This window comes from Mesorhizobium sp. M4B.F.Ca.ET.058.02.1.1, assembly GCF_003952505.1.
In the GTDB taxonomy this organism is placed as follows: domain Bacteria; phylum Pseudomonadota; class Alphaproteobacteria; order Rhizobiales; family Rhizobiaceae; genus Mesorhizobium.
In genome coordinates, this window is the sequence record NZ_CP034450.1 from 2,385,495 (window position 1) to 2,398,701 (window position 13,207).

Sequence of the window (13,207 nt, forward strand, 5' to 3'; positions counted from 1 at the left end):
GGCTTCTAGCAGGCCGCCGTTGAAAAACGGCCAAGAGAAAGGGTAATCAAAGCGGCAAACGGCAGCGTAAACAGTTGGTTACAACCGCAAGCCGGCAAAGTGATTCAGAGGCCTCAGACTTTGTTTCAGGCGCGCTGGGCCTGTGCAGCCTGGCCCAGGGCGACGAAGACGGTCCGCACGATGCCCGCCGTGTCCAGTCCCGCGTCGGCATACATTTTCTCGGGCTTGGCGTGGTCGGTGAAAGCGTCCGGCAGCACCAGCGGCCGCACCTTGAGGCCGCTTTCAAGCAGTCCTTCGTGGGCGAGGAAATGCAGCACCTGGCTGGCAAAACCGCCGACCGAGCCCTCCTCGACCGTCACCAGCACCTCATGCGAACGGGCGAGCCGGCGGATCAGATCCTCATCCAGGGGCTTGGCGAAGCGGGCGTCGACGACGCTGGTCGAAAGGCCCGCCGCGCCGAGTTCCTCGGCCGCCGTCAGGCAATCCTGCAGGCGGGTGCCGAAGGAGAGCAGCGCCACCTTGGTACCTTCCTTGAGGACGCGGCCCTTGCCGATGTCGAGCACCGAGCCGCGTTCCGGCATGTCGACGCCGACGCCGTTGCCGCGCGGATAGCGGAAGGCGATGGGGCCTTCATCGTAATGAGCGGCGGTGCGCACCATATGGCGCAGCTCCGCCTCGTCGGCGGCTGCCATGACGACGAAGCCGGGCAGCGACGCGAGGAAGGTGGTGTCGAAGGCGCCGCAATGGGTGGCGCCGTCGGCGCCGACGAAGCCGGCGCGGTCGATTGGAAAGCGCACCGGCAGCTTCTGGATCGCCACGTCATGGACAACCTGGTCGTAGGCGCGCTGCAGGAAGGTCGAATAGATGGCGGCGAAGGGCTTGTAGCCCTCGGTGGCGAGCCCGGCGGCGAACGTCACCGCATGCTGCTCGGCGATGCCGACATCGAACGTCCGGGTCGGGAAAACCTCGCCGAAGAGGTCGAGCCCGGTGCCGCTCGGCATGGCGGCGGTGATCGCCACGATGCGGTCGTCCGCGTGCGCTTCCTGGATCAGGCTCTCGGCGAAGACCTTGGTGTAGCTTGGAGCGTTGGCGGGCGCCTTGGCCTGCGCGCCAGTAATGACGTCGAATTTGTTGACGCCGTGATATTTGTCGGCGGCGGCTTCCGCCGGGCCATAGCCCTTGCCCTTCTGGGTCACGACATGGATCAGCACCGGGCCGTCGGCATTGTCGCGGACGTTCTTCAGCACCGGGATCAAATGCTCGAGATTGTGCCCGTCGATCGGGCCGATGTGATAAAAGCCGAGTTCCTCGAACAGCGTGCCGCCGGTAACGTAGCCGCGCGCATGCTCGACTGCCCGCGTGATGGCGCGGTCGGCGCGCTTGCCGAGATAGGAGGTCAGCTTCTTGCCGAAATCGCGCAGGCCGAGATAGGCCTTGCCGGAGGCGAGCCTCGCCAGATAGGCGCTCATAGCGCCGGTCGGTGGAGCGATCGACATGTCGTTGTCGTTGAGGATGACGATCAGCCGGGCATCGAGGGCACCGGCATTGTTCATCGCCTCATAGGCCATGCCGGCCGACATGGCGCCGTCGCCGATGACGGCAATGACGTTGTTGCGTCCGCCGGACAACTCGCGTCCGACAGCCATGCCAAGGCCGGCGGAAATCGAGGTCGAGGAGTGGGCCGCGCCGAAGGGGTCGTATTCGCTCTCGGCCCGCCGGGTAAAGCCGGAAAGGCCGCCCTCCTGCCGCAAGGTGCGGATGCGGTCGCGGCGGCCGGTCAGGATCTTGTGCGGATAGGCCTGGTGGCCGACATCCCAGATCAGCCGGTCGTCCGGCGTGTTGAAGACGTAGTGTAGCGCAACGGTGAGCTCGACCACGCCGAGCCCGGCGCCAAGGTGACCGCCGGTGTGGGAAACGGCATCGATCAGCTCGGCGCGCAGTTCCGAGGCGAGCTGCGGCAGCTCGCTTTCGTCAAGCGTCCTCAGATCCGCGGGGATGCGGACCTTGTCGAGGAGTGGCGTTTGCAGCGTCGCGTTCACTTGTTGAGAGGCCTGGTGAAACCTGATGTCATGCACGTTGATCATGGGCGAAATATGCCGCCGCCCGGCGAATGTAAATGCGTGTCAATGACGCGGATGGTTCTGACGTTAATTGTCCGGTAACGGAATGAACTCTTCCTCGTCTCCGGGAACGATATCGAAGCGGCCCGTCTTCCATTCTTCTTTCGCCTGCTCGATGCGCTCTTTCGACGACGAAACGAAATTCCACCAGATGTAGCGCCGGGAGCCGAGCGAGGCGCCGCCGAACAGCATGAAATGGGCACCGTTCTCCGACGAAACCACGATTTCGTCGCCCGGTTTGAACACCAGAAGCCGCTCGGCCGGGAAACGGTCCCCGGCAATCGAGACCTCGCCTTCCAGCGTGTAGATGGCGCGTTCCTCGGCATCGGCCGGAATCTTGATGCTGGCGCCAGCCGCCAGCCTCAGATCGGCATAAAGGGTGTCCGAGGCGGTCGAAACCGGTGAGCGCAGTCCAGAAAAGTCGCCGATGACGACGCGACCGCTGACGCCTTCAGCATCGATCGCGGGCAGGCGCATCACCGCGGTGTTCTGGAAGACCGGGGCGACTTCCTCCTTGCCGTCGGGCAGCGCCAGCCAGGTCTGCAGGCCGGAGATCGACATCGGCGCGCCACGCAATTCCTCAGGCGTGCGCTCGGAATGGACGATGCCGCGCCCGGCGGTCATCAGGTTCACGTCGCCCGGTGCGATGACCATTTCGGTACCGAGCGAGTCGCGATGTCTGATCTTGCCGTCGAACAAATAGGTGACGGTGGAAAGCCCGATATGTGGATGCGGGCGGACATCGATGGCGTGGCCGGCGCGCAGGATGGCCGGCCCCATGCGGTCGAAGAAGATGAACGGCCCGACCAGACGGCGTTTCGCGGTGGGCAGGGCGCGGCGAACCTCGAAGCCGCCAATGTCCTTGGCGTTGGGAATGACCATCAGTTCGATCTGGTCGCAGGCGAACGAATCGCCGGGCTCAGGATCGTTTCCCGGAAAGAAGCTCATCCGATCCCTCAGGCGAAACGGAGGGCGGATCTGGCCTTTGCCTTGGCCGCCTCTTCCTCGCGATTGCGCGGAGTCTGTGTCGTTTCAAGCGAATCAAGCAACTCTCGCGCCGCGGCCGCAATCGCCTCGACCGCATGGTTGAAGGCATGCTCATTGCGCTTGGAGGGCTTGGTCGAGCCACTCAGCTTGCGCACGAATTGCAAGGCTGCGTCATGGACCTCATCATTGGTCGCCGGCGGTTCGAAGTTGAACAAGGTCTTGATGTTTCGGCACATCGCTTGGATTCCTGCCTGCTTTCCTCTGCCCCGCCCCGTGCGGACTAATCCGCGTCCAATGGCTCCGTGCCGACCGGCTTGCCGTCACGCGACAGCCTGATCTTCTCGACCTTGTCTTCGGCCGCCTTGAGCAGCCGGTCGCAATGCGCCTTCAGCGCCTCGCCGCGCTCATAGATGCGGATCGACTGGTCGAGCGGCACGTCACCACGTTCCAGATCATCGACGATCTTTTCCAGCGCGTCGAGCGCCTGCTCGAAGCTCATCGCCTTGACGTCCTCGTTGCTTTCGCCTGCCATACTCTATCCCTTCATCAGCCGCCCGACATGGGCGGCGACCGAAAATGCCAATCCCTGCAGATCGTAGCCGCCCTCGAGCAGGCTGACGAGCCGGTTGCCGCTATGGCGCCCGGCGCGCTCCATCAGCTGGCCGGTCGCCCAGTCGAAATCCTCCTCGGTCAGGTTGATCTCGGCCAGCGGATCGCGATGGTGGGCGTCGAATCCGGCGGAAATGATGATCAGGTCGGGCGCGAAATTGTCGATCGACGGCAGCACGCGCGACAGGAAGGCATCGCGAAACGTGTCGCTGCCGGTGCGAGGCGCCAGCGGCGCGTTGACGATGTTGCCGGCGCCGGTTTCGCTCCTGGCACCGGTGCCCGGGTAAAGCGGCATCTGGTGCGTCGAGCAGTACAGCACCGACGGATCGTCCCAGAAGATGTCCTGCGTGCCGTTGCCGTGATGCACGTCCCAGTCGACGATGGCGACACGCTCGGCCTGGTGCTGCTTTTGCGCGTAACGAGCAGCGATCGCCGCGGTGTTGAACAGGCAAAAGCCCATGGCGGTGGTCTTTTCGGCGTGGTGGCCAGGCGGGCGAGCAGCGACGAAGACATTGGCGGCGCGGCCTTCGAAGACATCATCCACGGCGGCGTTGGCGGCGCCGATCGCCGTCACCGCCGCCTGCCAGCTCTTCGGGCTGGCGCTGGTGTCGGCATCGATCGAGACAATGCCGGTCTCAGGGATCGCGGCGCGCACGCGCGCGACGAAATCCTCCGGATGCGCATAAAGAATGGTGGCCTCGTCGCCTTCCGGCGCCTTGACACGGTCAAGCGCCGAAAATGCCTCGTCGTCAAGCACGCGCTCGATAGCGCGCAGGCGGTCGGGCCGCTCCGGGTGGCCGGGCGGGGTGAGGTGTTCGAGGAAGACCGGGTGAGTGTAGAGACGGGTAGCCATGCCCCGATATAGGCGCGCAAGACCGGTTTGGCCATGTTTTCGCGCCACCAAAGGGGCACGTTCAACAGGGATTAGGCAAGGGTTCGGCTATTGGGGTGCCGGCTGCGTCCAGCGCGAGCCGCCGAAGGACGCCAGCGCCTTGTCCTTTAGTTCGCGGAATTTCGAGGAGGCTTCCGCCAGCCGGCGGTCCCAGTCGGGATTGGGCACCTGGCCTTCGATGGTGGCGAAATAGACCTGCATCAGAGAGGCGATGGCGAAGGGCTCGATGAAGGCTGCCTTGAAGGCCCAGGCAAAGACGATGGCCAGAACGAAGGCCCAGCCGCCCAGCTGGCCCGGCATGGCCCAGAGGATGGCGCCGGCTGGCGCCAGCATGAGCAGGAAGATCACGAAGGACACGCACCACATGATCACCGCCAGCCAGACCGCGTTCTTGACCATGGTCTTGCCGTTCTGCGCATAGAGCACGACGCCTTGCCTCGCCGTCTCGAAGGGCGAGGTGGAGTTGATGCGGATGTTGTAGCCGAGGATGATCTCGTCGACATAGGTCAGCGACATGCGGATCACCGTGTTGATGAAACTGACAAGGCCGTTGAGACCGGGAATGGGCAGGAAGGCGGCGATGCCGCCGATGAGGCCGGTGATGGCGCGGATGGCGCCCTTGACCAGTTGGTCGATCACGAACAGCACATTGGCCTCGGCGAAGCGCTCGGTCACCACGGCCCTGGCATAGGAGATCTGGTTCTGGCCGTCGGGAACGTCCTGGCCGTCGATCAGATGGACCATGACGGCGATATGCCCGGCCTTGAGGACGTAGAGGATGTATTCGCGGATCCAATAGACCGCTACGGACACGACGCCGAAGCCGACCACCCCGCCCCACAGCGCGAAGGAGAGCGGCCCCTCGGGGTCGGTGGAGATGTGGCCGACGCCATAGCCGACGCTGGCGCCGGTGCCGGTCGCCATAATGTAGGCCAGCGTGATGCCGAAATAGACGATCATGCGAAAGACGATGAAAGGCCATGTCCTGATCATGATGGACACCGACCGGCCGATGCTAAAGTCCCACATGGCCCGACTCTCCCGCCTCAGAGATGGTAGAGGAGGATGCGCTCGCCCCGGCCATTGTCAATCTTGGCGGCGCCGCGCCGGCCCAAAACCGGTGTACAAACCGCGCGTCATGGTTGCTGACCCGTTCGCTCAGGGCTGCTTGCGCAGCCCCTCGAGCAGTTGCTTGAACGCAGCCACCGCCTTTTTCGACGTCGCTTCCGGATCCTGCGAATTGGCGATCCGCTGCGCAGCCTGGCTGCTCGCGCCGTTGATCAGCCGCGCCGTGGTCTCGGGATCGAGGTCGGCCACGACCACCCCCTCCTCCTGCAGCCTGGTCAGGTGATCGGTCATCGACGCCGTGCATGCGCTGGCGTTCGGCCACTGCGCGGGATCACCCAGCACCGCCGGAGCATCGCGGAACATGATGCGCTGGATCTCCGGCTCCAGCGCCAGTTCGATGTAAGTGGTGCATTCGTCGACGAAATGCTGCCAGCGGGTCGGCGCCCTCGCCGCCACCTCGTTCACCCGGGCAGCCATCTCGCCGTCGATCTCGGCGATGACCGCCTGCAGCAATCCCCGCTTGTCGCCGAAGTGGTGATAGAGCGCGCCGCGCGTCAGCCCGGCCGAGGCGGTGAAATCATCCATCGAGGCGTCCGCATAGCCGATGGTGCCGAAAGCGTGGCGGGCGGCCGCGATCAGCTTGGCGCGCGTCTCGGCGATCATCTCCTTGCGAGGTCGGTGCATGCGGTCTGGCCCTATTCACATACGCTTCGTATGCCAATTGACATACGCGGCGTATGATCTATCTGAATTCATACGCAGCGTATGTAATTGTCGATCCTTCCCTTGTCGAGGACCCAGACCATGCAGAATCCCTATTCGGAAATCTTTCGAGCTCCCGGAAGCAAGGGCTTCGCCGCGGCCGGTTTCGTGGCCCGCCTGCCAATCGCCATGGCGCCGATCGGCATCGTCGCCATGCTGTCGCAGACCCATGGCGAATACTGGCTGGCCGGCGCCGTTTCGGCGAGCTTCGCGCTGGTCAACGCATTCCTTGCGCCGCAGATCTCCCGGCTGGTGGACCGCCTCGGCCAGACGCGCATCGTCGTGCCGACGACGGTGATCTCCGTGCTCGCTTTCGCAGCGCTGATCGCGGCAGCCAACCAGGACTGGCCGATATGGACGCTATTTGCTTCGGCGCTGCTTGCCGCGGCCATGCCCAGCATCCCGGCGATGGTGCGCGCCCGCTGGACGGAGATCTTCCGGGATCGCCCGGAGCTGAACACCGCTTTCGCCTTCGAGTCGGCGGCGGACGAGTTGGTCTATATCGCCGGGGCATCGTTGTCGGTGGGATTGAGCACTGCGCTCTTCCCGGAAGCAGGCATGCTTGCAAGCACCCTGTTCCTCGGCTTCGGCTCGGCAGCCTTCATCCTGCAGCGTGCGACCGAACCCGGCGTGCGGCCGGCGGAGCATGGTGCGCGCGGCTCGGCGATCCGCCTGCGGCCGGTTCAGATCATAACCTTCGCGCTGATCTTCATTGGCGCGACCTTCGCCACCACGGAAGTGAGCACGGTGGCGATCACCGAGGAGCTCGGCCAGCCGGAAGCGGCAAGCCTGGTCATCGGCGTCTATGCGCTCGGCTCGTTCATCCTCGGCATCATCATCGGCGCGCTCAACCTGAAAATGCCGCTGCAACGCCAGCTGGCCATTGCGGTCGCCGTGATCGCGCTCACCACCCTGCCGCTCCTCGTTGCCAGCACGGTGCCGCTACTCGCGCTCGCCGTCTTCGTCAGCGGCGTCGCGATCTCGCCGACCTTCATCACCGCCTTCGGACTGATCGAGCGGCGCGTGCCGGAAGCGATGCTGACCGAGGGAGTCACCTGGGTGATGACCGGAATCGGCATCGGCATGGCGCTCGGCTCCTTCGCCGCCGGCGCCGTGGTGGATGCGTTCGGCGCCCAGAGCGGCTTCCTTGTGTCGGTGGCAGCGGGGGTGATCGCGCTGACGACGGTGCTCATCGGCCAGCGCAGCCTGGCCGGGCCGCATTGCGATCTCACCGGATGCGAAGCGAGCGCCGTTCCCGCGCAATGAAGCCTGTCAAGCCAAGGCCCTTCCCGTCCCCAGGCGACCGGCCCTGGGTCCTCGTCGCGCCGCCCGAACATCCGCGATGTGACACCGAAGAGCATCGTCGGCGCGCCGTGCAACATTACATCGCGCTCGAAGACGAAGCCGCATTTCTGCAGCACGCGCCGCGACGCCGGATTGGCGCGGCGCGCCAGGCCGATCACACGGTCGGCGCGCAATGGACCGAAGGCGGCGTGCAGCGCCTCTTGCACCAGCTCCGTCGCGAAGCCGTGGCCCAGCTTTCGGGCTGTAGGTGGTAGGACAGGTTCAGACCATCGAAATCGCTGGAGACGGTGACGCCGCCGAAGCCGACCATCTTCCCGCCCGCCTCGACCGCCCAGCGGCCAAAGCCGTGCCTATCCCAGTGGCCGATGTCGCGCGCGAGCCTTGCGGCGCTGTGCTGCGGCGTATCCGGCGTCGGATCGGGACGATGCGCGACAAGCTCATTGCGTGAGAAGAGGTCGATCAGGAAAGCCAGGCCGGATGTTGCCGGCCGGCGCAGCAGCAGCCTTCCGCTACGCTGGCTGGAAGGCAGTGACACGTTCATCCGCTCCCAGCCCGGAGCCGACCGGCCTTAAAGGATCTCAGTCTTGGCGATGTGGATGCCGAAGCCTTCAAGGCCGACATAGTGGCGCTCGCGCGAGGCGATAAGGTTGATCGAGGAAATGCCGAGATCCTTGAGGATCTGCGCGCCGAGGCCGATCTCGCGCCATTCGTTCTCGCGGCGGCGAGCTTCTTCGTGGTCTTCACGATCGCCGCTTGCCGGCCGCTTGCGCTCCTGGTGGGCAACGCCAACCGAGCCCTCGCGCAGGTAGACGATAACGCCGCGCCCGCGCTCGCCCATCGCCTTCATGATGGCGTCGAGCCGATGGCTGGTGCCGAACACGTCGGTCACGACATCCTCGGAGTGCAGGCGCACCGGAACCTCCTCACCGTCGCGGATATCGCCGAAGACAACCGCGACGTGGTGCATGGAATCCCAGGGCAATGTGTAGGTGAAGACCTGAGCCTTGCCGCCGAGTGTGTCGATGTCGGAGCAGGCGACGCGCTCGACCAGCGTTTCCTTGCGCTGCCGGTAGGCGATGAGATCGGCCACCGAAACCTGCTTCAGGCCGTGCGCCACGGCGAAGGCCTGCACTTCGGGACCGCGCTTGACCGTGCCGTCATCGTTGACCAACTCGGAGATGACGCCGATCGGCGGCAGGCCGGCGAGCTTGCAAAGGTCGACGGCGGCCTCGGTATGGCCGGAGCGCATCAGGACGCCGCCTTCGCGCGCAATCAGCGGAAAGATATGGCCGGGGCGGACGAAATCGGAGGCGCCGACATTGCCGTTGGCGAGGTTGCGGACGGTGAGCGTGCGGTCGTCGGCGGAAATGCCGGTCGTGGTGCCGTGCTTGAAGTCGACGCTGACGGTGAAGGCGGTGGTGTGGGCGGAGTCATTGTCGGCCACCATTGGCGCCAGGTTGAGGCGCTTGGCTTCCTCGCGCGGCATCGGCGTGCAGACGATGCCGGAGGTATTGCGCACGATGAAGGCCATCTTCTCCGGCGTGCAGTGGACTGCGGCGACGATCAGGTCGCCTTCGTTCTCGCGCCCGTCATCGTCCATGACCACGACGATCTCGCCGCGCTCGAAGGCGCGGATGGCTTCGACGATCTTCTTTTGGTCGTATGGCATTGTGCGCTCGCTTTGCTCGCAAGGGAGTAGGGGAATAGGGCAGTAAGGGAGCAGGGGAAAGCGAAAAGTTCGGCGTCGGAGCGCGAGCTAGCCCTACTGCCCCACTCCCTTCCCCGTCTGTCCTCTGTGCCGCAGATAGTGATCGGCAATCGCGCAGGCAACCATCGCCTCGCCGATCGGCACAGCGCGGATGCCGACGCAAGGGTCGTGGCGGCCCTTGGTCATCACCTCCACGTCGTTGCCGTCCTTGTCGATCGATTTGCGCGGGGTCAGAATCGAGGAGGTCGGCTTGACGGCGAAACGGGCGACGATCGCCTGCCCGGTCGAGATGCCGCCCAGGATGCCGCCGGCATTGTTCGACAAGAAAACCGGCTTGCCGTCATTGCCGATGCGCATCTCGTCGGCATTCTGTTCGCCGGTGATGCGGGCGGCCTCGAAGCCATTGCCGATCTCGACACCCTTGACGGCGTTGATCGACATCAGGCCGGACGCGATGTCCTGATCGAGCTTGGCATAGATCGGCGCGCCGAGACCGGCTGGAACCCCCTCTGCGACGATTTCGATGACGGCGCCGACGGAGGAACCCGCCTTGCGGATGCCGTCGAGATATTGGGTGAAGACGGGAACCGACGCCGGATCCGGCGTGAAGAACGGATTTTCCGCATCGCCGATGAAGTTCCAGTTCCAGTTGGCCCGATCGATGGATTTTTCACCCATCGAGACCAGTGCGCCGCGTACCATCATACCGGGCACGACCTTGCGGGCGAGCGCGCCGGCTGCCACCCGCGCCGCCGTCTCGCGCGCCGAGGAGCGGCCGCCGCCACGGTAATCGCGCAGGCCGTATTTGACCTCGTAAGTGTAGTCGGCATGGCCCGGCCGGTACTGGCGGGCGATCTCGCCATAGTCCTTCGAGCGCTGGTCGACATTCTCGATCAGCATCGAGACAGGCGTGCCGGTGGTGATCATCGTCTCGCCGTCCTCGTCGAGGATGAAGCCGGAAAGGATCTTGACCTCGTCCGGCTCGCGGCGCTGCGTCACGAAACGCGACTGGCCGGGCCGCCGCTTGTCGAGTTCGGCCTGGATTTCCGCTCGGGTGAAGCGGATGCCGGGCGGACAGCCGTCGACAACGCAGCCGAGTGCCGGCCCATGGCTTTCGCCCCAGGTGGTGACGCGGAAAAGATGGCCGAACGTGTTGTGAGACATGGAAAAGCGCCCTGCCCGGCGGCGGAGCCGGTAATCTTCTCGGTGGCGCAGCGTCCTCTGCGCGCCCAAAAGGACGCGCGGCGCTGCACGCTGCCTTCTATTGGCGTTTTCCACAGTGGTCAAACCGGCGGATCCAGCATGATGGATGATTTCGGCGCTACGGCGGCATCGTCCGATGTCGAACCACTGCGCCGCAACCCTCGCTGAGCCACCATCTCGGCATCGGGCTGAACAACAAACGCCGTGCCGGTCGATCTATAGCCGCTGTTGTTTCCCGGCTATCCTATGAAGCCAGCGAGGTCGGGCAGGCGGTCTCTCCAGTATCTTATGGATCGTGCAAGTAAGGCAGCCGCGTGATTGGGGGCGGTGGAGCTAGGATTTCCTTTTGGGATTGGCAAGGCCGCCAGTATCGGCTAGCTAGCATGCCGGACAATCTTCGGAGCGAACTTGGCTGTCAGTCGGGAATATGGCGTCGGCACGCGAGGCGCGCATCGCGTCGACCTGCCGCTGACGGAACAGGCCAGGCATCCGGGCAGCGCGCATGACGACATAGAAGTCGCGGTGCTCATACCCTGCTACAATGAGGCCGCGACGATCGCGACCGTGGTGTCCGAGTTTCGCCAGTCTCTGCCAAACGCCCGCATCTATGTCTACGACAACAACTCGATCGACGACACGGCAGCGGTAGCCGCGTCCGCCGGCGCGATCGTTCGCAGCGAGCGCCGGCAAGGCAAGGGCAACGTGGTGCGGCGAATGTTTTCCGATATTGACGCCGACGCCTATCTTATCGTCGATGGCGATGCGACATACGATGCTTCCGAGGCGCCCGCCATGATCCGCGAGCTCCTGTCCGGGCCATACGACAAGGTGAACGGGGTGCGCATTCATGCCAGCAAGCAGGCATATAGACCGGGCCACCTGATCGGAAACCGTCTGCTTACATCGCTTGTTTCGCTGTTCTTCGGCGACCAAAGTCGAGACATGCTGTCCGGCTACAAGGCTCTGTCACGCCGGTTTGTAAAGACATTTCCGGCGGTAAGCGCAGGCTTTGAGATCGAGACCGAACTCCTCATACATGCGCTGGAACTCGGAGTTCCCATGAGCGAGGTCGAAACGCACTACAAGGAGCGGCCTGCGGGCTCGCTGAGCAAACTGGCGACCTACAAAGACGGCTTTCGCATCCTGTGGGTGATTTTCCACCTGATCCGCGACCTGCTGCCGCTTCCGTTTTTCCTGTCGATCGCCGCGGTTCTGGCGCTGATAGCAATCGGATTCGGCACACCCGTTTTCCTCAACTATCTCTCCACTGGATTGGTGCCTCGTTTCCCGACCTTGATAGCCGTATCGGCGGCAATGATCCTCGCATTCCTTTCGGTGTTCGCCGGCCTCATTCTCGATAGCGTCGCGCGCGGCCGCAAGGAGGCGAAGCTGCTTGCCTATCTATCCTACCGATCGGTGCAGCGGTGAGCGTGACGAGCGCGAAAATAGCGCGCTTCCTCTTTGCCGGAGGCATTGGGTTCGTCACTGACGCGGCCGTGTTCTTCGGCTTCGTGTACGGTTTTGGCGGCTCGATTATCGCCGCCCGCGTGCTAGCAAGCCTGGTCGCGATGACGGTAACCTGGGCCCTCAACCGGAGCATGACTTTCATTGACGGCCGCATGCAAAACAGAACTGCCGAGTACGGCAAATATCTGATTGCATCCTTCGTCGGGATGGGTGCGAACCTCATCGTGTTGAACGAGGCCAGTAAGATTGACGCCAATTTCTACCATGTGCCCGCGTATCTCCTCGGCGCGATTGCAGGCCTCGTCGTCAACTACGCTCTGTACGACCGAATGGTTTTCAACGGCCATCGAAGCCTGGGGTGATGGAAATGGCCGCTGATCAGGATCGGGCGCCCCGAGACGAGAATATCGACTCCGTCTTTTATCGCGACGGGGCATCGAATTCGTTTGCGATGCGCCTGCTCAAGACCGCCAGGCGGAACATGTTCAATCTGTTCATTGAACAGATGCGCCCCTCCCCGCAAACGACCGTTCTCGATATCGGCGTTTCCGACGACGAGAATGAAGGCGCCAATTTCCTCGAAAAGTCCTACCCGTGGCCAGAAAAAGTGACTTGCGCCGGGATCGGAACCGGCGAGCAGGTCAAGGCACGTTACCCCTCCGCCACCTTCCGGCAAATCATTCCCAACGAGCCGCTGCCTTTTGCCGACAAGTCATTCGACATAGCGACGTCCAACGCGGTGCTGGAGCATGTTGGAGGAGTGCAAGAGCGCAGGCAATTCATCCTGGAGCACCTGCGGGTTGCCCGCTCCGTCTTCATCACCGTCCCCAACCGCTGGTTCCCGGTCGAACATCACACCGGATTGCCGCTTCTGCATTATTCGCCATCCGCATTCCGCGCGCTGCTCGGCAAATCATCGATGGGTTATTGGACCAAGCCGGAGAACATGGATTTTCTCAGCCGCGACCTGATCGGGCGAGAATGGCCGGGAGCCAAGGCGCCGCGCATCTGGATGACGGGGATCAAGCTCGGTCCCTTCAGTTCGAACATCGCCATCGTTGCCGGCGATCATGCTCAGACCTAGCC

13 protein-coding genes and 1 pseudogene are annotated in these 13,207 nt (G+C 63.8%); 4 read left to right on the forward strand and 10 right to left on the reverse strand.

Features of this window, described 5'->3' with window-relative positions:
* Positions 1–125 precede the first annotated feature (125 nt).
* The 7 genes from dxs to EJ073_RS12065 form a co-directional block, all read right to left on the reverse strand.
* Positions 126–2,039, reverse strand: a complete 1,914-nt coding sequence (gene dxs / locus EJ073_RS12035) for a 1-deoxy-D-xylulose-5-phosphate synthase (protein WP_126059182.1) — start codon at positions 2,037–2,039, stop codon at positions 126–128.
* Between the two features lie 108 nt (positions 2,040–2,147).
* Positions 2,148–3,068 carry a pirin family protein gene (locus EJ073_RS12040; protein WP_126055929.1) on the reverse strand — a complete coding sequence of 307 codons (921 nt, stop codon included), beginning with the start codon at positions 3,066–3,068 and terminating at the stop codon, positions 2,148–2,150.
* A gap of 8 nt (positions 3,069–3,076) precedes the next feature.
* Positions 3,077–3,343, reverse strand: a complete 267-nt coding sequence (locus EJ073_RS12045; RefSeq protein ID WP_126055930.1) for a DUF2277 domain-containing protein — start codon at positions 3,341–3,343, stop codon at positions 3,077–3,079.
* Between the two features lie 44 nt (positions 3,344–3,387).
* The gene (locus EJ073_RS12050) at positions 3,388–3,639 is read right to left on the reverse strand and encodes an exodeoxyribonuclease VII small subunit (protein ID WP_126055931.1); all 252 of its coding nucleotides are present in this window, start codon (positions 3,637–3,639) and stop codon (positions 3,388–3,390) included.
* A gap of 3 nt (positions 3,640–3,642) precedes the next feature.
* Positions 3,643–4,569, reverse strand: coding sequence for a histone deacetylase family protein (locus EJ073_RS12055; protein ID WP_126055932.1), 927 nt, complete (start codon positions 4,567–4,569; stop codon positions 3,643–3,645).
* A gap of 87 nt (positions 4,570–4,656) precedes the next feature.
* A complete protein-coding gene (locus EJ073_RS12060; RefSeq protein ID WP_126055933.1) occupies positions 4,657–5,637 on the reverse strand; it encodes a hypothetical protein in 981 nt (326 codons plus the stop codon).
* Between the two features lie 129 nt (positions 5,638–5,766).
* Positions 5,767–6,360 carry a TetR/AcrR family transcriptional regulator gene (locus EJ073_RS12065; RefSeq protein ID WP_126055934.1) on the reverse strand — a complete coding sequence of 198 codons (594 nt, stop codon included), beginning with the start codon at positions 6,358–6,360 and terminating at the stop codon, positions 5,767–5,769.
* 120 nt (positions 6,361–6,480) lie between these two features.
* On the opposite strand from EJ073_RS12065, the gene EJ073_RS12070 reads away from it, so the two are divergent.
* Positions 6,481–7,704 carry an MFS transporter gene (locus EJ073_RS12070; protein WP_126055935.1) on the forward strand — a complete coding sequence of 408 codons (1,224 nt, stop codon included), beginning with the start codon at positions 6,481–6,483 and terminating at the stop codon, positions 7,702–7,704.
* Positions 7,705–7,819: 115 nt separating this feature from the next.
* On the opposite strand, the pseudogene EJ073_RS12075 reads toward EJ073_RS12070, so the two are convergent.
* The 3 genes and pseudogenes from EJ073_RS12075 to aroC form a co-directional block, all read right to left on the reverse strand.
* Positions 7,820–8,284 (reverse strand): annotated as a pseudogene (locus EJ073_RS12075) (GNAT family protein).
* A 27-nt stretch (positions 8,285–8,311) separates the two neighbouring features.
* Positions 8,312–9,412: a 3,4-dihydroxy-2-butanone-4-phosphate synthase gene (gene ribB / locus EJ073_RS12080; RefSeq protein ID WP_126055936.1), complete on the reverse strand. Its 1,101-nt coding sequence runs from the start codon at positions 9,410–9,412 to the stop codon at positions 8,312–8,314.
* A 93-nt stretch (positions 9,413–9,505) separates the two neighbouring features.
* Positions 9,506–10,615, reverse strand: a complete 1,110-nt coding sequence (aroC, locus tag EJ073_RS12085; protein WP_126055937.1) for a chorismate synthase — start codon at positions 10,613–10,615, stop codon at positions 9,506–9,508.
* A gap of 549 nt (positions 10,616–11,164) precedes the next feature.
* Here aroC and EJ073_RS12090 point away from each other — a divergent pair.
* The 3 genes from EJ073_RS12090 to EJ073_RS12100 are packed head-to-tail and all read left to right on the forward strand — an operon-like array spanning position 11,165 to position 13,205.
* A complete protein-coding gene (locus EJ073_RS12090) occupies positions 11,165–12,082 on the forward strand; it encodes a glycosyltransferase family 2 protein (RefSeq protein ID WP_126059183.1) in 918 nt (305 codons plus the stop codon).
* Positions 12,079–12,483, forward strand: coding sequence for a GtrA family protein (locus EJ073_RS12095; protein ID WP_189347737.1), 405 nt, complete (start codon positions 12,079–12,081; stop codon positions 12,481–12,483). Before EJ073_RS12090 ends, EJ073_RS12095 begins: the two co-directional genes overlap by 4 nt.
* A gap of 5 nt (positions 12,484–12,488) precedes the next feature.
* On the forward strand, positions 12,489–13,205 hold the full coding sequence (locus tag EJ073_RS12100) for a methyltransferase domain-containing protein (RefSeq protein ID WP_126055939.1): 717 nt from the start codon (positions 12,489–12,491) through the stop codon (positions 13,203–13,205).
* The last annotated feature ends 2 nt before the right edge of the window (positions 13,206–13,207 follow it).